This is a genomic window from Flavobacterium difficile (assembly GCF_011392115.1).
In the GTDB taxonomy this organism is placed as follows: Bacteria; Bacteroidota; Bacteroidia; order Flavobacteriales; family Flavobacteriaceae; genus Flavobacterium; species Flavobacterium difficile.
This window is the reverse complement of sequence record NZ_JAAJBT010000002.1, coordinates 391,281-413,720: the sequence shown is the minus strand read 5'-3', so window position 1 is coordinate 413,720 and position 22,440 is coordinate 391,281. Positions and strand designations below refer to the sequence as shown.

Sequence of the window (22,440 nt, the reverse complement as noted above, 5' to 3'; positions counted from 1 at the left end):
GCAAAATTTAAGTTGAAATTTACAATTCATAACCTTTTAAACCATACCTTTTACACCCTTAAACTTATAAACTCTTAAATATAAGATTATGTCCGTTTTACGATTGCAATTACCAACCGATCCACGTTGGGCTAATATAGTAGAAGAAAACCTTGAAGATATTTTAAGTGATCATGCTTGGTGCGAACAAAAAGCCGCTACTAATGCCATCATGTTAATTATCAATAATGCAGAAAAAGAAGATTTAGTTACAGAAATGACCGCAATTTCAATTGAAGAAATGCAGCATTTTCAAATGGTTCATGACATCATCAAAGCTAGAGGCTACGAATTTTTACGAGAAAGAAAAGACGATTATGTAAATGAGTTGGCCAAATTCATGAAAAAATCTTCAGACGGAAGTCGAGAATGTGGCTTAATTGAACGCCTACTTTTTGCTGCCATGATTGAAGCCAGAAGTTGTGAACGATTTAAAGTTCTTTCTGAAAATTTGAAAGATGAAGAATTGGCCAAATTTTATCGTGAACTAATGGAAAGTGAAGCCGCACATTACACCACTTTTATCAACTTAGCTAGAAAATACGCTGAAACTATTGATGTAGAAAAACGCTGGAAAGCTTGGCTTACATACGAGGCCAGTGTAATAGCCAAATATGGTGAAGGTGTTACTGTGCATGGATGATAAGACCTATAAAAAACTACTGCAGCTATTAATTAGAAGCCACAAAAATGACCCACGAACAAACCGCCATAAAGGCTACATATTTTAGCATAATAGGAAACACTTGTTTGGCCTTAATAAAAGGTTTGGCTGGATTTTTCGGAAATTCTTATGCTTTAGTGGCAGATGCCATTGAATCGACAACAGATATTTTCGCTTCATTTTTAGTGTTATTTGGCATAAAATATTCGAACCGACCTGCAGATGATAATCATCCGTATGGTCACGGAAGAGCTGAGCCTTTAATTACCTTTTTAGTAGTTGTTTTTTTAATTACTTCGGCAACTATTATTGCTGTTGAAAGCATACAAAATATTGGTACACCACACGATTTACCGAAACCATGGACATTAATTATTTTAGCCGTAATTATTGGTTGGAAAGAATATTCTTTTCAAATGGTAATGAAAAAAAGCATCATTACTAATAGCTCATCCTTAGAAGCTGATGCATGGCACCACAGAAGTGACGCTATAACATCAATTGCCGCTTTTGTTGGAATTTCAATAGCTTTATTTTTAGGAAAAGGGTACGAATCAGCTGATGATTGGGCCGCTTTATTTGCTTCTCTTTTTATTCTTTACAACAGTTATCAGATTTTCAGACCTGCATTGGGCGAAATTATGGACGAACATCGTTATGAGGATTTAGTGGAAAACATTCGTAAAGAATCGCTAAAAGTAGAAGGAATACTAGGCACAGAAAAATGTTTCATTAGAAAAGCAGGAATGAAATATCATGTAGATTTACACGCCATTGTCGATGCAACAATTTCTGTTAAAGAAGGCCATGATTTAGCCCATAAATTAAAAGATACGTTAAGAAGTCAAATTCTAGAATTAGGTCATGTTTTAATTCATGTTGAACCCAATGAAGAATAACAAAAAAACTCCTAATTTTAGATGAAATTGGGAGTTTTTTTGTTCTTTGTGACCTCGTCTGGATTCAAACAAAAAACCTTCCATTTCTGAAAGGTTTTTTATTAACTAAAATTTAAAATTCGGTAAATCCCAAATCGTAAATCGTAAATCGTAAATCGTAAATCGCAAATTAAACTTACATATTACGTCTGTACTGCCCACCAACTTCAAACAAAGCTGCAGTAATTTGACCTAACGAACAAACTTTAGTAGCATCCATTAACTTCTCGAAAATGTTTTCGTTTTTAATTGCCGCTTCTTGTAAAGTATGTAAGTGCTGACTCACTAAATCAGCATTCGCTTGTTGTAAATTCGTTAGCATTTCAATTTGATACGCTTTTTCTTCTTCTGTTGCGCGAATTACTTCCGCAGGAATTACTGTTGGCGAACCTTTTGAACTTAAGAAGGTATTTACACCAATAATTGGGAATTCACCGGTATGTTTTAAGGTTTCATAATACAAACTTTCTTCTTGAATTTTAGAACGTTGGTACATCGTTTCCATCGCTCCTAACACACCGCCACGTTCTGTAATTCTGTCGAACTCTTGTAAAACCGCTTCTTCTACTAAATCCGTTAATTCTTCGATGATGAAAGAACCTTGAATTGGATTTTCGTTTTTCGCTAAACCTAATTCTTTATTAATAATCAACTGAATTGCCATCGCTCTACGCACTGATTCTTCGGTTGGAGTGGTAATCGCTTCATCATAAGCATTCGTATGTAACGAGTTACAGTTGTCGTAAATCGCGTACAAGGCTTGTAATGTGGTACGAATGTCGTTGAAGTCAATTTCTTGAGCATGTAACGAACGTCCAGAAGTTTGAATGTGGTACTTCAACATTTGCGCTCTTTCGTTCGCTCCGTATTTGTTTTTTAAAGCTTTCGCCCAAATTTTACGAGCTACGCGACCAATTACCGCATATTCTGGGTCAATTCCGTTAGAGAAAAAGAACGATAAGTTCGGTCCGAAATCGTTGATATTCATACCACGACTTAGATAATATTCCACGTAAGTGAAACCATTTGCCAATGTGAAAGCCAACTGCGTAATAGGATTCGCTCCAGCTTCCGCGATATGATATCCAGAAATAGAAACCGAGTAGAAATTACGAACGTTTTCTTTAATGAAATATTCTTGCACGTCACCCATTAAACGTAAAGCAAATTCTGTAGAGAAAATACACGTATTTTGTGCTTGATCTTCTTTTAAAATATCCGCTTGAACCGTTCCACGAACTTGTGCTAAGGTTTTAATTTTGATATCAGTATAAACCTCTAAAGGTAAAACTTGATCACCAGTTACTCCTAAAAGCATCAATCCTAAACCATTATTTCCTTCTGGTAATTCTCCTTGATAAGAAGGACGAGTGATACCTTTTTTCTTATAAATCTCAGCAATTTTTGCTTCAACTTCTGCTTGTAAACCATTTTCTATGATATATTTTTCACAATTTTGGTCAATCGCCGCATTCATGAAAAACCCTAATAACATAGGAGCTGGTCCGTTGATGGTCATCGAAACTGAAGTTGCAGGGTGACTTAAATCGAAACCAGAATATAATTTCTTCGCGTCATCTAAACAGCAAATAGAAACTCCGGCATTTCCAATTTTTCCATAAATATCAGGACGCACGTGTGGGTCATTTCCGTAAAGTGTTACCGAGTCGAAAGCAGTTGATAAACGCTTTGCTGGTAATCCTGCACTTACATAATGAAAACGTTTGTTCGTTCTTTCTGGTCCACCTTCACCGGCAAACATTCTTGATGGATCTTCTCCTTCACGTTTAAATGGATATAATCCAGAAGCGAATGGAAATTCTCCAGGAACATTTTCTTGTAAATTCCATTTTAAAATATCACCCCAAGCTTGGTATTTTGGAAGTGCAACTTTTGGAATTTGAGAATGTGAAAGCGATTCGGTATGTGTAGCAATTTTAATTTCTTTATCACGAACTTTAAAACTGTAAATTGGGTTTTTGTATTTGTTTACTTTTTCATCCCAAGTTAAAATGATTTCCCAATTATAAGGATCTAAATTCATTTTTACTCGGTCGAATTCTTTAGTCAATAATAAAATGAAATCTTTATTATCAGCAGTAAGTTGTAAAGAACTTTCAACAATTCCAGCTTTATCTAGTTGAGGTAAATTTCCGTTTACGGATTCCACAGTTTTGAAAATTCCGTATAATTTTTGTGCGACTTCAACTTGTGTGAAAGCGGTTTCATCATATTTTCTATTATTTTCTGCAATTTCAGATAAGTAACGCGTTCTATGAGGTGGAATTACGAAGATTTTCTCGCTCATTTCACGAGTAATTTCGAATGTAGATTGCAATTCGGAATTGGTTTTTTCTACAATTTTATCCATGATAGATTTGTACAACGTATTCATTCCAGGATCGTTAAACTGCGAAGCAATTGTACCGAAAACTGGCATTTCATCTGGATTGACATCCCATAAATTATGATTGCGTTGGTATTGTTTTTTTACATCACGAATCGCATCTAAAGCACCACGTTTGTCAAATTTATTTAAAGCTACTAAATCAGCGAAATCTAACATGTCGATTTTCTCTAATTGCGTAGCCGCTCCGAATTCTGGCGTCATTACATATAAAGACACATCAGAATGGTCCATAATTTCGGTATCCGATTGTCCGATTCCAGAAGTTTCTAAGATGATGATATCATAATTTGCGGCTTTTACTACTTCAATCGCATCAGCCACATATTTAGATAAGGCTAAGTTCGATTGACGCGTTGCTAACGAACGCATGAAAACTCTAGAATTGTTAATCGCGTTCATACGGATTCTGTCTCCTAATAAAGCGCCACCTGTTTTTCTTTTTGATGGATCAACCGAAATTAAACCGATAGTTTTATCTGGGAAATCTATTAAAAAACGACGCACGATTTCGTCTACTAAAGACGATTTTCCTGCACCACCAGTTCCTGTAATTCCTAAAACTGGCGTTTTACTATCTTTATTTTTCTCTCTAATTTTATCTAAAATTGGCTTCGCTATTTCAGGGAAGTTTTCTGCAGAAGATATAATTCTTGCAATAGCACGAGGATTTTTATTTTCTAATTCAGCTACTTCATCAGTAATTACATCACCAACCGCATAATCTGAACGTTGTACTAAATCGTTAATCATACCTTGTAAACCCATGGCACGACCATCATCTGGAGAATAAATTTTAGTAATTCCGTACGCATGTAATTCTTCAATTTCAGATGGCAGAATCACACCACCACCACCACCAAATATTTTGATATGACCTGCTCCTTTTTCCTTTAGCAAATCGTACATGTATTTGAAGTATTCGTTATGACCCCCTTGATAAGAAGTCATTGCAATGGCATTCGCATCTTCTTGAATGGCTGTGTTTACAACTTCTTCCACACTTCTATCGTGTCCAAGATGTATGACTTCCACACCAGTGGCTTGAATAATTCTACGCATAATGTTAATCGCGGCATCATGTCCATCGAAAAGTGATGCTGCTGTAACAATTCTTACTTTATTAATAGGAATATAAGGTATTTGTGGTTCCATTTTTAAATTTTGTTCGATTTTAAGGGTGCAATTTACGAATTTAATAATTTTTTATTCTAATAAAATGTAGTAAAAAATCAACAAATTATTAAAAGAAAGTATCTTTGTGATAGATTTTTAATTAACGGCATAAATTTTGTTTCCATTTTGTACAACCATAAAATTTAAAAACATGAAAAAAATTATTTTCCTATTAGTTTGTATCCCTTTTTTTAGTCACGCGCAATTAAAAAATGCTATTAAAAAAGCTACAACGAAAGTCACCACAAAAACAGCTGCCGTATCCACTATAGAAATTGCTAATGGTTTGAAAGAAGCCTTAGATAATGGTGTAAAAAAGCAAGTAACTAAACTCACAGCTGTTGATGGTTTTTATAAAAATGAATTGGTTAAAATTTTACTTCCAGAAGAGTTACAAAAAGTAGATAAAAGACTACGTCAAATTGGATTAGGAAGTTTAGCAGATGAAGGAATATTGCTATTGAACAGAGCGGCTGAAGATGCGGTGAAACAATCGACTCCAATATTTATCGATGCGATTAAAAACATGAGTTTTTTAGATGCCAAAAACATTTTGTTAGGCAGTGAAAATGCTGCAACTACTTATTTACAAACCTCAACAAATAAAGCACTTTATGACAAATTCAACCCCATCATAAAAACTTCTTTAGCCAATGTTGGTGCAGATGCGGTTTGGAAGAAAATTATAGAGAAATACAACGCCATTCCTTTGGTAACCAAAATTAATCCAGATTTAACTGATTATACTACCAATAAAGCCTTAGAAGGAGTATTTAAAATGATTACCGTTGAAGAAAAAAACATAAGAAGTGGTATCGATGCTAGAACCTCTGCGCTTCTTAAAAAAGTTTTTGCTTTACAAGACAAAAAATAAATAACAACTATGAAAAAAATAGTTTTATCACTGGCGCTGTTCTCTTTAGTTAGTTGTGCAGAAATGCAACAAGTTTTAGACCAATTGCCACAACAAACTGGAATTTTGAGTCAAGCTGAAATGGGTAACGGATTAAAAGAAGCGTTGCAAAACGGTATTACCAAACAAGTTTCGAAACTAACAGCTACAGACGGATTTTTTAGAAATGAGGCTGTGAAAATTGTATTGCCAGAAGAATTACAAAAAGTAGATACTAAATTACGTCAAATAGGATTGAACAAATTAGCGGATGATGGTTTGAGAATTTTAAACAGAGCTGCTGAAGATGCTGTAAAAGAAGCGACACCAATTTTTGTGGATGCGGTAAAACAAATGACTTTTACTGATGCTAAAAATATTTTGTTGGGAAATGAAAATGCTGCTACAAATTATTTACAAACTACAACTTCAAGTGCATTGTATGAAAAATTTAATCCTGTGATTAAAAGTTCGTTTGCAAAAGTAGGCGCGGATAAAATTTGGACACAAATCATCACAAAATACAACAGCATTCCATTAGTAAAAAAAGTAAATCCTGATTTGACGGATTATACCACAAACAAAGCGATGGAAGGCGTTTTTAAAATGATTGCTTTGGAAGAAAAAGACATTCGAACCAATTTTTCAGCAAGAACTTCCGATGTATTAAAAAAAGTTTTCGCTTTACAAGACAAAAAACAAATTTAACATCCATAACACAAGTATAACATAACCTTAACAAAAATAACTATTTATATTTCAGATATTTGTAACTTAATAAATAGGTTTTGTTAAGGTTAGTTTTTAGTTAAAGAACAACTGAAATTTAGGTTTCAGTTGTTTTTTTTTATGTCGACTTTTGATTTTTCAAATAAGCAATCACTTCAGTATTGAAAACTTCCCATTTTTCTACATTTACTACATGTCCGCAATTTTCAATTACTAATAATTTCGAAGATTTATAATGACTTTCAACCACTTTTCGAACAGAAGGCAAAAACATATAATCTTCATCTCCCATAACATACAAAGTGGGAACTTGTAATTCTACTTGACGAAACCATTTTAGTACTGGATTAATTTCAGCCGTTAATTTAAACCATTTGATAAACTCTTTTTGGTAGAGTTTTTTAGCTTCATTTATAAATAAAAGTCGAGATTGTTTATGATTTTTATTCGGCATAATTACAAAAGCAAAAAAACGGTACAAAACCAAATAAGGTAAAACATATTTGAAAATATTACCCAATCGCATTAAAATTTGTGAACGAAAATTCATTTTTAAAATCGCGCCACCCATAATCATACTTTGGACTCTATTTTCATACATTTCTGCAAATTGCCTAATAACAATAGTGCCTAACGAAATACCAATAAAATGTGATTTCTCAATTTTTAAATGATTTAAAACTTCTAAAACATCGTTAGCTATCGCTTTAAAGGTGTATTTTTTAGAGATTTTTTCTTTAGAATTTCCGTGACCTCTTAAGTCAAGGAGTAAAACATTAAAATGCTTTTTAAACTCTTTAATTTGTTTGAACCAGATTGACGAGCTGCCGCCAGCACCATGAACAAAAGTAACCCATTCGGTTGTAGAAGTATTTTCGTATGTGGTGTAGGCTATCATTTTATTTGTAAATGTATAGTTTTTCTTGTAATAAAGTAAAATAATCGAAGGCTTTTACTAATCTTGTTCCGTACCATGAAAACATTTCACCATCTACGAAAATTGTTTTTGCATGATGAGTGTGTCGCCCCAATTCGAAAGCATGTTCATCTTTAAACGGGAAAGGTTCAGAAGATAAAAATACAAAATCTGGATCGCCTTGAATACGCATTTTGTTGATGACCACTTCTGGATATCTGCCTTCGTATTTCGGATTGTTATCGTAAATATTTTCTAAACCATTGAGTTTAAGCATTTCATTTATGAAAGTATCGCCAGCGGCTACCATATAAGGATTCGCCCAAATAAAATACGCTACTTTTTGTTTGGCATTTTCTTCAAATTTGGCGGCTACTACTTCTTTAAACTTTTCATAACCAAAGTTGATTTTATCGATCCATTTTTGGGCATTGGTTCTTTTATTGAAAACATTTCCGAAATCTTCAATCATTTTGTTATTATCGGCAATCGTAATGATATCTGTGACCCAAACCGGACAAATATCTTTCAATTGTGCTACAATTTCTTTCGTGTTCTCTTCTTTATTCGCAATTATAATATCGGGTTGAAGTGCTTTTATTTTATCGTATTTGATGTTTTTCGTACCGCCAATAATTTCTTTGGTCGATTTAAAATGAAACGGATGGACACAAAATTTAGTAATCCCAACAATACTATCTTCCAAACCTAAATCGTATAATAATTCGGTTTGAGAAGGTACTAAAGAAATAATTCTCTTTGGTGTATTTTCGAAAGTGTGAGTTGTACCAAGTTGGTCGGTGAATTGTTTCATGTTAAGGCAAATATGGAATTTCTGATTGTTTAAAATTATAGTATTCTGATATAATTTTTGCTTGAAGATCTGTAAGCAACATTGTATTTAAATCATTTCCAGAATACAAAAGATAAAATTGCTCTTTTATTCCGTTATCCACTAAAAGCTTATTTACTTTTTTAAAAAAATTTCTAGGCGCAGTATCCCAAAATGAATAGTCTTCTAATTCATTTTTAGTAAAAAGCTTAATTTTTTCGTTATTGATGATAATTTCAAAGGAACTTTCAAAATCTTCTTGAATTTTAACCTCTAAATGATACTTTCTTTTTGCTAAAATTTTATTTAATTCAGGAATAAAAAAATCAAAATTTAATTCTGCTAATTCTTCGGCATCAATAGCTGCTATTCTATGATTATGAGCATTATAAATATTAAACGAATCAACCACTTCAGCTCTTAGTGAATCCATTTTATCGGCATCTGCAAATTCTAAAAAATTGTTTGCAATTAACCTTTCGCCAAAAACTTTATTTTTAGCAATGTCTTTTTTTTGAGAAAATGAAAAAAAACTTAAAAAAATAAAAATGACAAAAACCCTATTCATATAAATATTAAACATTTAAAATTTCTTCCATCTCAACTTGCAACTTCAGGGCTTCTTCCCTAGCCTTCTGTGCAAAATCGGTACCGTTTGAGGCGTAAATAATTCCTCGTGAAGAATTGATTAACAATCCAACGTTTGGATTCATTCCATATTTACACACTTCAGCTAAACTTCCACCTTGAGCGCCAACTCCTGGAACAAGTAAAAAACTTTCTGGGACAATTTTTCTAATTTCAGAAAAGTATTCTGCTTTTGTGGCTCCCACTACATACATTAAATTTTGACTATTTTTCCAATTTTTAGAGGTTTCCAAAACAGTTTTATATACTTCTTGTCCATTTGCTTCTAACGTTTGAAAATCGAAAGCACCTTCATTAGACGTTAAAGCTAGCATAATCGTGTGTTTATTTTCAAAAGCTAAAAATGGTTCTACTGAATCTTTTCCCATGTAAGGAGCAACAGTTACTGAATCGAAATTTAAATCTTCGAAAAACGCTTTGGCATACCTAGTTGAAGTATTTCCGATATCACCACGTTTGGCATCCGCAATGGTAAAAATCTCAGGATACTTATCGTTGATATATTGAATCGTTTTTTCCAAAGACTGCCAACCTTTTATCCCATAAGCCTCATAAAAAGCTGTATTGGGTTTATAAGAAACACATAAATCGTGTGTAGCATCAATTATAGCTTTATTAAATTCGAAAATAGGATCTTCTGTAGCTAATAAATGTGATGGAATTTTGGTTAAATCGACATCTAAACCAATACATAAAAACGATTTTTTTTGTTGAATTTGCTCTGTAAGTTGCCTTGTAGTCATGTAAAATTGTGTTGTTTGGCAAATTTACAAAATTAATTTTTAACATTTTCTTTGTTAGCTAACTTAATCCGTTTACATTTGTTTCAATAAATTATATTTTTTGAAAAAACTTTTAATCGCTATTGTATTTTTATTTCTGACCTCATTAATTCATGAGCACTTGGAAATTTTTGTTTACACTAAAAGTAAGTGTAAGCATACAATTATGGATAAAAGTGATGTAGATGTAGATGTTTCAGAAGATGCTGACACAGACGGCTTAGAGGAAAATGACGATGTAAAATACCCAGATATCTTAGGGCCAAACTATTTGTTCTTTTACAAAGAAAGTACCAAAAAAATAATAATATATTCAATATCCGCAGCACAAATTACGCCATTTAAAGCTATAATTTCTCCACCTCCAGAAGTAATTTAATTTCTATATCATTGTAATAATCTGATTACAAATGATATATTTTTTATTTCCTAGTATTAAATTACTAAACAAACTGATTGGCTTTTATCGAATAGCATTCTATTTACTTAGAAAATAAAATATTCAATAATAACTATCAAATTATCAAACAATTTAAAAAAAACAAATGATAAAAACTAAATTTCCAACAAATCCTATCGATCGTTTAAAATTATTTTTCACTTTTTTTGATTCAAGATGGGAAGATTTGACAAAAGAAAACTGGATAAAAACTGTTTATCAAGATTTCAGTGCTGGGTTAATTGTCGCGATGACCGCTATACCAATGGCAATGGGTTTTGCTATGGCAATGGGCATGCGCCCTGAACATGGAATTATAGCCGGTGCCTTAGCTTGTGTAATTGGAAGAACATTTGGAGGATCTAAATATCAAGTATATGGTCCCACAGCTGCATTTATTCCAGTTATTGCTGCTTTAATTTCTAAATATAGTAACCCTGAAATCGGAGGAAACTTTGAACAAGCACATGGTTTTTTGGTCTTTGTTTCAATCCTTTCAGGTTTAATATTAATCATAATGGGTATTTTTGGTGTTGGAAAGTATGCCAAATTGGTTCCTAATTCAATTATTGTAGGTTTCACTGTAGGAATTGCTATCTCCATAGCTTTAACTAATTTTGAAGATATTCTTGGTATAGAAAATTTTAAGGAGTTTATAGGGCAAGATGAGGATATCAACGGTGGACTTGTTCATAACATCAAAATGGCTATATCAAACATAGACCATATTAATATTTATTCAATTATCATTGGTATTGTAACTTTTGTTTTAGCTAAATATCTATTAAAAATTTCAATTTATATTCCCGGACCTGTAATAGCAATGGCAACTGCAACCATTTTAGCTGCAACTTTATTTGCTGACAAAAATTTAATTTTAGTTAGAGATTTATATGGTTCAATACCAAATAGTTTTTTTAAAATACAACTGCCTTATTTACCTGAAATGAACTCTTCAGTGTATTTAGACATTGTTTACTTTGTGGTTAGTATTGTTTTTGTATCTGGCATTGAAAGTGTTTTATGCTCTTCAATGGCCGATAGATTAGCTAATAACGAAAAAACACCCTTTAATGCAGACAAAGAATTTTTTGGTCAAGGATTGGTGCAAATTTTCACACCTTTAGTCCAAGGTTTTCCTTGTACTGGTGCCCTTGCCAGAACTGCAACGAGCATAAAAGCTGGAGCAAAAACTCCATTGGCAGGTTACTTTAAAGCCATTCTAAAACTTTCAATGGCATTTTATTTAGCCCAATATCTTGAACTTATACCTATGGCCTGCATTGGTGGAATTTTAGTTTGGGTGGCAAGCAACATGATTAAACCTTCAGAAATAAAAGAAATAAAAAAATTAGGCAAATTTGAATTTGCTACAATGGTATACACTGCTGTTATGGTTCCTTTAACAGACTTTTTAACTGGCGTGTTAACAGCATTAATTATTTATTTTTTTGTAAAATATTTTTTCAAAAAAAAACAAATTTTAAACTGAATAATTAAATAAGTTTAATTAAATAAATTTCATAAAAAACAATTAAAATTTAATATTTATGAGCAGCGATTTTTATAAAAAAATTTTAGACAACAACAAAAAATGGGTAGAAAGTCAATTAGCTATTGACAACGAGTACTTTAAAGATTTAGCAAAAGGACAACAACCCCCATTATTATGGATTGGATGCTCGGATAGTAGAGTACCTGCTAACGAAATTATTGGAGCAAAACCTGGTGAAGTTTTCGTACACAGAAACATTGCCAACATGGTTATTCATAGCGATATGAACATGTTAAGTGTTTTAGATTATGCCGTAAATGTTTTAAAAGTAAAACATGTAATTGTTTGCGGACATTATGGTTGTGGTGGTGTGAAAGCTGCTATGGGCAATCAATCGATTGGATTAATTGATAACTGGATTCGACACATTAAAGATGTATATCGTTTACATGAAAACTATTTAAACTCAATTGAAGATGAAGAAGAACGTTTTAACAAATTTGTGGAAGTCAATGCACAAGAACAAGTATTTGATTTAGCGAAAACTTCAATTGTACAAAATGCTTGGAGAAATGGCCAAGATTTAACACTTCATGGTTGGACTTATGGTTTAAACTCTGGGTATGTGACAGATTTAGGTGTAAATATGAGTTCAAACGAAGAGCTAGATGAAGTGTACCAATTGAAGTTCTCTAACTAAAACAAAATTAAAAGCATTGAATAAGCATTAAGTAAATAGGCATTCCAATCGTAATATTTAATGGAAAGGTTACCGCCAATGCCATGGGTAAAAACAATCCAGGGTTTGCTTTTGGAACGGCTATTTTCATGGCAGCAGGCACCGCAATGTAAGAGGCGCTTGCTGCTAATACTGCTAAAATAAATCGGTTACCTATATCGGTGGTAACGATTTGACTACAAAACGCTACTAAACATCCATTAACCAATGGAATGACTAAAGCGAAAAGTACGGCAAACCAGCCACTTTTTACAAAATCACCTAATTTTTTACCACTAACAATTCCCATATCTAGTAGAAAAATTGCCAAAAAGCCTTTAAATAAATCGTTGGTAAAAGGTTTAATTCCCATAGCTTGTTCTTCACTTGCTAATAAACCTATCACTAAACTACCTAAAATTAGTAACACACTTCCATTGGTAAACGAATGTTTGACTAAAGAAACTATGGAAGTATTGGTTTCTTTTTTCTTATCGAACATTCTAATTAAAATAACACCAACAATAATGGCTGGCGCTTCCATTAATGCCATAACTGCTACCATGTGGCCGCTAAAAGTTAGGTTCTGGATTTCTAAAAAAGAAGCAGCTGTTACAAATGTTACAGCACTTACCGATCCATAAGCTGCGGCTATAGCACCAGCATCATATACACTAAATTTTCTTCGTAAAATAAAATAGCAATAAATAGGAATCAGTAAGGCAATTACAACACCAAATAAAACCGACCATACAATTTCTAAAGTAAAGTGACTGTGCGCTAATTCTTGTCCGCCTTTAAATCCGATAGAAAACAAAAGATATAAGGAGATAAATTTAGAAGAATTCGGCGGAATTTCTAAATCACTTTTTACTTTAACGGCAATTATTCCTAAAATAAAAAATAATAAGGCTGGATTGGTAAGGTTTTCAAATAGTAAATCTAAATTCATTTTTTTAGTTTTTTGTTGCTCGTTCTAAACGATCATTAATTGATTTTCCTAAATCTATGTCAGGAAATTTTTGTGCAATTATTATATCCAAATGAAGTTGGTCTAAACGATGCATTGCGGCATATAAATTGGAAGCTGCTTCTTTGTAACTTCCTATGTTGGATAAAATTTCCTTTGTACTTGAACTATTAGTAACTTCTATGTCTTGAAATAATAAAAATCCAACTTGTTGTAATTCGTATTTTTTTGAAGTCGCTATGACATCGTCTGTCAGAATTAATTTTGTTTTGGGTGCATAATGTTTCGTTAACATTCCTGGAGCTTCTGGAGCTTCTGTTGTCGATGAAGTAATTTTTGAATGGTTTTTGATGGAAATCGGACCAATAACTTGTTCTATTTCTTCCTTTGAAATCGCGCCTAATCGGTACAAAACAGGTACATCATTTTCAAATCCAATTATAGTAGATTCAATCCCATTTGTACAGTCGCCACCGTCTAAAACCATAGGAAGGCATTCTGGAAAATAATCGGCTACATGTTGAGCTGTAGTCGGACTAATAGAACCAAACGGATTCGCACTAGGAGCCGCTAATGGAAAATCTAATTTAGCCAATAGCTCTAAAGTTAAAGGATGATTTGGAATTCTGATCGCAACGGTATCTTTTCCTCCAGTAATTAAATTTGAAACGGAATCCTTTTTTTTCAATACTAAAGTTAAGGAACCAGGCCAAAAGGCAGCAGCAAGTTGTGCCGCTTTTTCTGGAAGTTCCTCCACCAAATCGGTTAATTGATTTGCGCTATGAATATGAACAATTAATGGATTATAAAACGGACGTTTTTTAGTTTCAAAAATGGCATTTATGGCCTTTTCACTATAAATATTACCTGCTAATCCGTATACCGTTTCTGTAGGAATAGCTATTACTTGCTCGGCATCTAACCATTTCTTGGCTAAATCTATATCTTTTGAAAGTTTTATCATAAATTAAGGATTACAAGTATCACAATACATCGGATCTTCTGATTGGACACCACGAGGAAACATTTTATTGGATTGGTAGGCACACTTTTTACATTCGTAAACATGATATAAGGTGGAACGCGTTGGACTTTTACATAGTTGACAAGGTAAACCTGAAACAACTTGAACTACATCAAAACCTGGAGTCTGACAAGAGGGACATAAAGATTTTAGCTTTTCAATTAATTGCTTAGTTACCTTTTCAATTACTTGCATGCGAGTAGGATTATACAGGGCTCGCATGTCGGTTTCAACATACACATAATCTTTATATTGTTTCAAATAACGAAATTTCTCTAGTAAAATCGCTTCGGTTTGAATGCCTTTAAAAAGTACCGAAAAATTGGCTTCTTCATTTTTTAAAATTACACCATGAGACGGAAACTTTACTTTTTTGGCAAACTCCAGTAAATCGGCTTCAGTTGAAATTTTCTGTCCATTAAAATTCGTATCTAAACTAATTTCTTTTGCTACAATTTCAAGATCATTTTTAAAATCTTTTAGCATGATTAGTTCCGTATTCGCATGAGCAATAAAAAGAGACGGATGAGCACCAAAAGAGCCCTCGGTAGCGACAACTAAGTCGGATTGAGTAGCAGTTGCACTCAGAATACATTTGTTTCTTAAAGTTGTTAACGCATCCTCTTTCCTTTCAATTTCACCTGAAAAAGTTCCTAAACTATCGGTATCGAAAACATCAGACACAAAAGAAGTAACTCCAAATTCTGCTGCGAAAATGGGAGCAATAACACGTTCTTTTTGGTGTTTAGTGGCAATTAAAAGATGGCGTTTGTGAAACATCTTATGCTTCGATACGAATGGAAATGGTTCCGTTGATATACAATTTCTTTTGTTGCAGTTTAGTCTCTGAAAGAAGTTTTTTTATTTCCTCTTTAGTGGCTGTTAATTCTTGAATACGGACTTTTGAATGTTCGATTTCATGATTAAAACGGATGTGATTGCTAAAATCTTCTCTGTTGTGATAATCGATTTTATAATTCAATAAAGCCGTTAATACTTGATCAGCATCTTCGGAAGTAAAAACGCCATCAATTAACTTGTAGTTTTGTTCTTTTTCCATGAGTTAGTTTTAGTTTTAATTTTTAACGAGACAAAATTGAAACATTTAATTCATAAATTTTTATTTATATTTGTAATGATATATATAAAATTATTTTATGAATTACACCTTACACCAACTTCAAGTTTTTTATAAAATTACCGAAACACTTAGTATTACTAAAGCAGCCGAGGAACTTCATCTTACGCAACCAGCCGTATCAATTCAATTGAAAAACTTTCAAAATCAGTTTGATATTCCACTCACTGAAATTGTTGGTCGACAAATTTTTATCACCGATTTTGGTAAAGAAATTGCAGCAGCAGCTGAAACTATTCTAAATGAAGTGTATGCCATAAATTACAAAACACAAGCTTTCAAAGGTCAACTTTCAGGTCGCTTAAAAATTTCAGTTGTTTCAACAGGGAAATATGTAATTCCGTATTATTTAACTGATTTTATAAAAAATAATAAAGAAGTGGAATTAGAAATGGATGTTACCAACAAAACTAAAGTTTTAAAAGCGTTAAAAAACAATGAAATCGATTTTGCTTTAGTATCAATTCTCCCCAAAGATATTGAAGTAGAATCTAAAATAATTTTAGAAAACAAACTGTATTTAATTGGAAATAAATCTGTTGACATTAATCCCACAAATGATTTAGTAGCTTACACACCTAACTACCCTTTAATTTATAGAGAATTGGGTTCAGCTACAAGAATTTCAATGGAAAACTACATCGATCAGAACGGTATTAAGTCGAATATGAAACTACAATTAACCTCAAATGAAGCGGTGAAACAATCGGTTATAGCGGGTTTAGGACTTTCAATTATGCCTTTAATCGGACTAAAAAATGAACTAGAAAAAGGAGATCTCAAAATTATACCTGTAAAAAAGTTACCAATAATAACAAATTGGCGTTTAATTTGGTTAAAAGGGAAAAAATTAAGTCCGGTAGCAAGTGCTTATTTGAAATACATTACAGATTCACATGAAAAGATAAATGAAGCGTATTTTTCATGGATTACTAATTACTAATCGTTTAAATTTTCATTGAAAGCAGAAGGCAATAATTGTGGAATAAATTTTATTAAAACAGGCAACAACAAACCGCCACCTGGTAGTAAAAAAATAGTTAAGGAAGGAATGCTTTTACAGATATCTAACAACTGTTTTTTCACCTTCTTTTTTTCCTCATAACTTAAATCTTGTTGGGTAGATTTACGCAATAATTTGACCAACTCTTTACTTTCAGAAAGCTCTTTAATTAGTCGGGTTTTATTTCGACTAACCAATTTTCCAATGTTCTCTTGTGTATTCGTATAAAACTGTTTAACGGGATGATTCAGGTTAAAAAAAGGCAATTCTTTTTTATGTTTTTCTATAAAGTTAACTAATTCTAAACCAGTATTTTGTTTGTTTTTATTTAAATTTAAATTGAAAGCGATTTTGTTTAAGAAATTTTGTTCGTTTTCATACATAATTCCATCACTTAAAAGCGTCATATGAGCTACTTCATACAAATATAAATTTTCTAATGTTGAGCGATTTCCTTGATAAATTAGTGCAATTATTTCCTCTTGATTGATCTTAGAAACTTTCGAATAGCGCAACGAATTTTCAAACATTTTTAACAGCATCGAATCGTATTCCGATTTGTTATTTTTTTTATTCAAAGAAAGCATGATTAATGCCAAACATTTTCGTTCTAAATCTTTAAAAAAATCTAAACTAATGGTGTTGTTTTTTAGATAAAACTCAAAAGCTAAAATATCAATAAAAAGCATGGCGTTCGTAACCATGTGTGTGAAATTTTTGGTTAAGATATTGTCGTTCGTTTGCAATCGTTCGTTTATGATACCTTCTAACTTTTGATACGCACTTCCGTCTGGCCAAACCATTTTAACAAAACTAAATTTCCCTTTAGAAATCAGATTGTAAAACGCAAGAATTGTTTCAATAAATTCTTCCACAGAAGTGGTGTTGTGCTTTCTATATAAAGCCATTAAAGTAGAAAGAAAACCAACTTTAATACGTTCCTCTGTATCCCATTTTGCATCTTCAACAGTTCCGTTTAAATGGTATTTCACTACATAACCATATATTAACCCTGATTGCTGACAAGCCACAAAAAAATCTTCATCAGTGGCATAAGAAGTAACTTCATTAGCATACTGATGTACATATTTTTCAATCCAGCCGTTTATTGATGGGTTAATTTGCATGAATTACATCGTGTTTTAAATCGTAATTAATTAATAAACCCACAAACTTACTGTAACTTTCCATGCCATCTTTTTGTTGGTTGAACTTTAAAAACTTGTCGTAAAAGTATTCAAAAAATGTATCAATAAACGAATGGTAGTGTTTCCAAAAGGTTTTATTTTCATTAAAATTCTCCAAAACACCTTTGTTTATGAATTTACGATACGATTTACTACTTCCTTCTTCCATAACTTCTAAATTATACAAGCAATAATTTAGTGCAAATGCATACGCAGAATATTGAAAATACACATCTTTATTACTCGAAGCCGCCATGAATCCGATGAAATTACAATCGCTTTCCGAACCAATTCCAGTTTGATGTGCCATTTCATGACAAATGGTTAAAGGTGAAGTGTATTTTGGCTTTAGATAATTAACTTGTGCTTCATTGGTAAACGGATTCAAATAGCCACCAAATCCCATATAACTCAATGGTAAACTATATAAAGATGATTTTATACTTTTATTTTCATATTTAATTTCCGCCAACTGATTTTTTAATAAAGCATAACCACTTGGCGCTTTTTCATACATCTCTTGTTCTGAATAGTTGAAAACTACTTTTTTTGTGGAATCTTTTTCAATTTGAAATTGCAACTGATTTGTTTTTAAGATTAACTTTTCGGTTAAAGCTTGCAATTGTTCTTTGGTATATTCTTTTTCAATTCCGATTTTTTCATGCAGTGGCATTCGGTAATAATTGATGCCCCATAAAAAATGAAATAAAAAATATAACACAGAAACAAAACTCAAAATGGTTAACCCGTTCGTTTTCCAATTGGTGAAAAATCCTTTTCTATTTTTATACATCCATCTTAAAACAATAAAAATCAGAATCGTATAACACAAATCGCCCACAGAAAAAGGAATCCAACCCAGAATTATACGGCTAAACTTAGAAAGATACAAATACAATCCATTACTGTAATAACGCTCCACAAAATCTGGAAAAAGCGCCATAACTTTAATGAGAATAATTTGAAGGAATAAAAATATACTTAGCTTTTTTTTCATCCGCTAAAATTATTACAAATCAACAAATAAATGGTATTATTTTTATAATTTTGTTACTTATAATTAAATCTTATGACACAAGTAACTTTAAATATTCCAGATCAAGATTTAAACTTTTTCATGCAGTTAATTGAGAAGTTTAATTACGATACTACAATTTCTGATTATGAAATGACTTCTGAGATAAAAAACCTACTTGATAACAGAAGAAATCAGGCAAATGAAGAAAACAACATTCCATGGAGTGAAGTAAAATCTAAATTAATTTTTAATAAAAGATAATGCGTTATTCCGTTTTCTTTGAACCTAATGCTATTACAGATATTCAAGAAGCAGTAACATATTATGACTTAAAAAAGGAAGGTTTAGGTGAAGTTTTTTATGAATCAATTGAAAATGCAGTTGAAACCATAATTATAAATCCAAACTTTCAAATTAGATATAAAGATTATATAGGTTTACCTTTGAAGAAATTTCCTTTTATAGTTTTTTATTATATTTTAGAAGAAACCAAAAAAATACATATTATATCAGTATTTAATACTTCTAAAAATCCAAATACATATTACGATAAATAAAAATGCCTAAATATTCAAATAAGAACGAATTTTGAATGTTGAAAAACGAATTTTGAACCATAAAAAATAACAACAAACAGAACAAAAATAAAATGAGTCAAGAAGTAAGAAATTTAGAACCAAAAGCACTTTGGAACAAATTTGCCGATTTAAATGCTGTACCTCGTCCGTCTAAAAAAGAAGAACGTGTGATTGCTTTTATGATGGAATTTGGTCAGAAATTAGGATTAGAAACCATTAAAGATGAAGTCGGAAACGTAATTATCAAAAAACCGGCTACAGCTGGAATGGAAAATCGTAAAACCATCGTTATGCAATCGCATTTAGATATGGTACACCAAAAAAATAACGATACTGAGTTCGATTTTGATACACAAGGTATTGAAATGTATGTAGATGGTGACTGGGTTCGTGCTAAAGGGACTACTTTAGGGGCTGACAACGGTTTAGGTGTGGCTACAATTATGGCCGTTTTAGAAAGCACCACGATTCCGCATCCTGCTATTGAAGCGTTATTTACTATTGACGAAGAAACAGGAATGACTGGAGCCATGGGCTTAAAAGGTGGTTTATTACAAGGTGAAATTTTATTAAATTTAGATACAGAAGAAGACGACGAAATTGATATTGGATGTGCTGGTGGTGTAGACGTAACAGCTGTTGCAGAATACGATGAAGAAGATACTCCGGCTGATTCTGTAGGTTATACCATTACAGTAAAAGGTTTAAATGGTGGCCATTCAGGAATGGATATTGATAAAGGTTTAGGAAATGCCAACAAAATTATGAACCGATTATTATTTAATGGTTTTGAAGATTTTGGTTTACAAATTTCAACCATTAATGGTGGAAGTTTGCGAAATGCGATTCCTAGAGAAAGTGTGGCACAAGTAGCCATTGCTCCTATTTATGACGAAGCGTTTACTTTCGACATGCAAGAAATTATAAACGAAATCAAAACTGAATTTAAAACCACAGAACCGAATTTAGAAATTATCATTGAAAAATCGGCTACTACTCCAACTAAAGTGATGCCTCCAATGGCGCAATTTTATATGGTTCGTTCCATTTATGCCGCTCATAATGGCGTATACCGAATGAGTGCAGATTTTGATAATTTAGTAGAAACATCCAACAATATTGCTAAAGTTACTGTTGCAGAAGGAAAATTAACGGTACAATGTTTAACGCGTTCCTCTGTAGAAACTTCTAAATTTGATTTAGCAAATGCGCTACGTGCTGCTTTTGAATTAATGGGTTGTGAAGTGACTTTTGGAGGTTCTTACCCAGGTTGGACACCAAACGCTAACTCGGAAATCTTAGATGTTTTGACATCCATTTACGAAAAACAAAACGGAAGTAAACCTCATGTTGTAGCTTGTCATGCTGGATTAGAATGTGGCATCTTAGGAACTAATTACCCAGATATGGATATGATTTCTTTCGGACCAACTATTAAAGGTGCACACAGTCCGGATGAAAGAGCTAGTATTTCTTCTGCCCAAAAATACTGGAAATTTGTATTAGAGATTTTAGAAAACATTCCGGTTCGTAATTAAAATTTACGAATTTCGATTAACGAAGTAATTCATTGTAAAAAACCTCGAGTAAGTATTTCTCGAGGTTTTTTTATGCGATTTTGCAAGTATATAAAAATTACTATATTTGAGGTAAACTATTTATACTAGAATCGGACTAAATTCAAGTATACCAAAAAAAAAAAAAAAACTAAACTTCACATTAAACTAATGAAAAAAAACATTTACAGTGATTTAACTGACGAACAATTATTAAAAAAAAGGAATTTCTTTAAAGGAATTTCAATCGCATTTGCCCTAATTTTCATTGTTGCAATTTCAATTTTACTTTATCTTTTCGTAACAAAAGGATTTAAAAACAGTAGTATTGTCACTTTACTTCCCATTTTTATGCTGCCAATTACTTTAATGCCTTTATTTATCAACTTTAGTTTGATTCATAAAGAAATCAAATCAAGAAAAATTTAATTTTTTAGAAAAGATGGAAAATAATTGTAAAAACTGTAACATCATTTTCACAGGTAATTTTTGTGAAAATTGCGGACAAAAAAAGTACAAAAGAATTGACAAGAAATACATTTGGGATGAAATTCAATATACCTTTCTACATACCAATAAAGGTTTTTTATATTCTGTAAAAAGTTTATTGAAAAATCCAGGGAAAACAGCAAAAGAATTTATTGAAGGTAACCGAGTAAATCATTACAAACCCATATTATTAACCTTTGTATTGAGTGGTATTTCTGCTTTTATTTCGTTTAAAATAATCGGATTAAATGAAATAATGGGCGATTTTTATGCCAACCAGAAATTAAACTCCGAATTCATGAATGATTATTTAACATTCATTTCGAGTTACAACTCATTTATCATGCTTCTTTCCATTCCTTTCTTTGCTTTTTTTACAAAAATTGCGTTTTATAATTGGGGACATAATTATTACGAACACATAGTAATGAATTCCTATATCCTAAGTTTTTACACTCTATTTAGTATCATTTTTACTTATCCATTCATGTATTATTTTAAGCATGATGATAGTGTGTTTATGTCGATTTCCAGCATACAAATGTTGTTGACACCCTTGCTTTTAATTTGGTTTTTTAAAGAAATATATCCCGATAAGAAATTATTACACATAATTTTAAGAGTAGCATTATCTATTCTTGTTATGGTTGTTACTTTCTTTTTACTGCTGTTAGTTGTTATGATTGGAGGTTTTATTTATGCTATGTCAAATGGACCAGAAGGACTAAAATACTTAAGTCCCAAAAAATAAAACTTATTGCAAATAAAAAAGTCCGCCTCGATATATCGGGTCGGACTTTTT

General features: G+C 32.0%; 24 protein-coding genes. 13 read left to right on the top strand and 11 right to left on the bottom strand.

The genetic code is table 11. From position 1 onward, the window contains the following. Window positions 1–88: 88 nt before the first annotated feature. Together miaE and G4D72_RS04830 are read left to right on the top strand one after the other, a co-directional pair. Window positions 89–682, top strand: a complete 594-nt coding sequence (gene miaE / locus G4D72_RS04835; protein WP_166076489.1) for a tRNA-(ms[2]io[6]A)-hydroxylase — start codon at window positions 89–91, stop codon at window positions 680–682. A gap of 47 nt (window positions 683–729) precedes the next feature. Then, the gene (locus G4D72_RS04830; protein WP_166076488.1) at window positions 730–1,602 is read left to right on the top strand and encodes a cation diffusion facilitator family transporter; all 873 of its coding nucleotides are present in this window, start codon (window positions 730–732) and stop codon (window positions 1,600–1,602) included. Window positions 1,603–1,777: 175 nt separating this feature from the next. Here G4D72_RS04830 and G4D72_RS04825 read toward each other — a convergent pair whose 3' ends face one another. Next, the gene (locus G4D72_RS04825) at window positions 1,778–5,203 is read right to left on the bottom strand and encodes a methylmalonyl-CoA mutase family protein (RefSeq protein WP_166076487.1); all 3,426 of its coding nucleotides are present in this window, start codon (window positions 5,201–5,203) and stop codon (window positions 1,778–1,780) included. A 172-nt stretch (window positions 5,204–5,375) separates the two neighbouring features. Here G4D72_RS04825 and G4D72_RS04820 point away from each other — a divergent pair, with 172 nt between their 5' ends. Continuing rightward, on the top strand, window positions 5,376–6,098 hold the full coding sequence (locus G4D72_RS04820) for a DUF4197 domain-containing protein (RefSeq protein ID WP_166076486.1): 723 nt from the start codon (window positions 5,376–5,378) through the stop codon (window positions 6,096–6,098). Window positions 6,099–6,107: 9 nt separating this feature from the next. Continuing rightward, the gene (locus G4D72_RS04815; protein ID WP_166076485.1) at window positions 6,108–6,824 is read left to right on the top strand and encodes a DUF4197 domain-containing protein; all 717 of its coding nucleotides are present in this window, start codon (window positions 6,108–6,110) and stop codon (window positions 6,822–6,824) included. 139 nt (window positions 6,825–6,963) lie between these two features. Here G4D72_RS04815 and G4D72_RS04810 read toward each other — a convergent pair whose 3' ends face one another. From G4D72_RS04810 to pyrF, 4 genes are read right to left on the bottom strand one after another with little or no spacing between them, the layout of a single operon-like run. Next, window positions 6,964–7,743: an alpha/beta fold hydrolase gene (locus G4D72_RS04810; RefSeq protein WP_166076484.1), complete on the bottom strand. Its 780-nt coding sequence runs from the start codon at window positions 7,741–7,743 to the stop codon at window positions 6,964–6,966. Between the two features lies 1 nt (window position 7,744). Further along, window positions 7,745–8,575, bottom strand: coding sequence for an ABC transporter substrate-binding protein (locus tag G4D72_RS04805; protein WP_166076483.1), 831 nt, complete (start codon window positions 8,573–8,575; stop codon window positions 7,745–7,747). Between the two features lies 1 nt (window position 8,576). Continuing rightward, on the bottom strand, window positions 8,577–9,161 hold the full coding sequence (locus G4D72_RS04800; protein ID WP_166076482.1) for a hypothetical protein: 585 nt from the start codon (window positions 9,159–9,161) through the stop codon (window positions 8,577–8,579). Window positions 9,162–9,168: 7 nt separating this feature from the next. Next, window positions 9,169–9,984: an orotidine-5'-phosphate decarboxylase gene (pyrF, locus tag G4D72_RS04795; protein WP_166076481.1), complete on the bottom strand. Its 816-nt coding sequence runs from the start codon at window positions 9,982–9,984 to the stop codon at window positions 9,169–9,171. Window positions 9,985–10,189: 205 nt separating this feature from the next. Between pyrF and G4D72_RS04790 the strand changes: the two genes are divergently transcribed. The 3 genes from G4D72_RS04790 to can all read left to right on the top strand — a co-directional run bounded on the left by G4D72_RS04790 (window position 10,190) and on the right by can (window position 12,657). Beyond that, window positions 10,190–10,402, top strand: coding sequence for a hypothetical protein (locus G4D72_RS04790; protein ID WP_166076480.1), 213 nt, complete (start codon window positions 10,190–10,192; stop codon window positions 10,400–10,402). 166 nt (window positions 10,403–10,568) lie between these two features. After that, a complete protein-coding gene (locus G4D72_RS04785; RefSeq protein WP_166076479.1) occupies window positions 10,569–11,954 on the top strand; it encodes a SulP family inorganic anion transporter in 1,386 nt (461 codons plus the stop codon). A gap of 58 nt (window positions 11,955–12,012) precedes the next feature. After that, window positions 12,013–12,657 (top strand): carbonate dehydratase, encoded by a 645-nt coding sequence (gene can / locus G4D72_RS04780; RefSeq protein WP_166076478.1) that lies wholly within the window; start codon window positions 12,013–12,015, stop codon window positions 12,655–12,657. Window positions 12,658–12,664: 7 nt separating this feature from the next. Here the strand turns inward: can and G4D72_RS04775 are convergent, their stop codons facing one another. Genes G4D72_RS04775 through G4D72_RS04760 form a run of 4 tightly spaced genes read right to left on the bottom strand, consistent with a single transcriptional unit; the run spans window position 12,665 to window position 15,729 of the window. Continuing rightward, on the bottom strand, window positions 12,665–13,627 hold the full coding sequence (locus G4D72_RS04775) for a sodium-dependent bicarbonate transport family permease (RefSeq protein WP_166076477.1): 963 nt from the start codon (window positions 13,625–13,627) through the stop codon (window positions 12,665–12,667). 4 nt (window positions 13,628–13,631) lie between these two features. Beyond that, window positions 13,632–14,609 (bottom strand): L-threonylcarbamoyladenylate synthase, encoded by a 978-nt coding sequence (locus tag G4D72_RS04770; RefSeq protein WP_166076476.1) that lies wholly within the window; start codon window positions 14,607–14,609, stop codon window positions 13,632–13,634. Window positions 14,610–14,612: 3 nt separating this feature from the next. Continuing rightward, window positions 14,613–15,449, bottom strand: a complete 837-nt coding sequence (locus tag G4D72_RS04765) for a DUF6671 family protein (RefSeq protein ID WP_166076475.1) — start codon at window positions 15,447–15,449, stop codon at window positions 14,613–14,615. A gap of 1 nt (window position 15,450) precedes the next feature. Then, entirely contained in the window at window positions 15,451–15,729 is a 279-nt protein-coding gene (locus G4D72_RS04760; protein WP_166076474.1) for a hypothetical protein, read from the bottom strand. A 97-nt stretch (window positions 15,730–15,826) separates the two neighbouring features. Here G4D72_RS04760 and G4D72_RS04755 point away from each other — a divergent pair, with 97 nt between their 5' ends. Beyond that, window positions 15,827–16,750 carry a LysR family transcriptional regulator gene (locus G4D72_RS04755; RefSeq protein ID WP_166076472.1) on the top strand — a complete coding sequence of 308 codons (924 nt, stop codon included), beginning with the start codon at window positions 15,827–15,829 and terminating at the stop codon, window positions 16,748–16,750. Here G4D72_RS04755 and G4D72_RS04750 read toward each other — a convergent pair. Beyond that, window positions 16,747–17,937 (bottom strand): LETM1-related biofilm-associated protein, encoded by a 1,191-nt coding sequence (locus G4D72_RS04750; protein WP_166076471.1) that lies wholly within the window; start codon window positions 17,935–17,937, stop codon window positions 16,747–16,749. The genes G4D72_RS04755 and G4D72_RS04750 overlap by 4 nt on opposite strands. Then, on the bottom strand, window positions 17,927–18,994 hold the full coding sequence (locus G4D72_RS04745) for a DUF3810 domain-containing protein (protein WP_166076470.1): 1,068 nt from the start codon (window positions 18,992–18,994) through the stop codon (window positions 17,927–17,929). The genes G4D72_RS04750 and G4D72_RS04745 overlap by 11 nt, the downstream gene beginning before the upstream one ends. A gap of 72 nt (window positions 18,995–19,066) precedes the next feature. Here G4D72_RS04745 and G4D72_RS04740 point away from each other — a divergent pair, with 72 nt between their 5' ends. From G4D72_RS04740 to G4D72_RS04720, 5 genes are all read left to right on the top strand, one after another. After that, window positions 19,067–19,276 carry a hypothetical protein gene (locus tag G4D72_RS04740; protein WP_166076469.1) on the top strand — a complete coding sequence of 70 codons (210 nt, stop codon included), beginning with the start codon at window positions 19,067–19,069 and terminating at the stop codon, window positions 19,274–19,276. Beyond that, complete coding sequence (locus G4D72_RS04735; protein WP_166076468.1) at window positions 19,276–19,572, top strand: type II toxin-antitoxin system RelE/ParE family toxin; 297 nt, start codon at window positions 19,276–19,278, stop codon at window positions 19,570–19,572. Before G4D72_RS04740 ends, G4D72_RS04735 begins: the two co-directional genes overlap by 1 nt. 92 nt (window positions 19,573–19,664) lie before the next feature. Further along, window positions 19,665–21,131 (top strand): aminoacyl-histidine dipeptidase, encoded by a 1,467-nt coding sequence (locus tag G4D72_RS04730; protein ID WP_166076467.1) that lies wholly within the window; start codon window positions 19,665–19,667, stop codon window positions 21,129–21,131. Window positions 21,132–21,320: 189 nt separating this feature from the next. Then, window positions 21,321–21,578 (top strand): hypothetical protein, encoded by a 258-nt coding sequence (locus G4D72_RS04725; protein WP_166076466.1) that lies wholly within the window; start codon window positions 21,321–21,323, stop codon window positions 21,576–21,578. Between the two features lie 13 nt (window positions 21,579–21,591). Further along, window positions 21,592–22,389, top strand: coding sequence for a DUF3667 domain-containing protein (locus tag G4D72_RS04720; protein WP_166076465.1), 798 nt, complete (start codon window positions 21,592–21,594; stop codon window positions 22,387–22,389). Window positions 22,390–22,440: the final 51 nt, after the last annotated feature.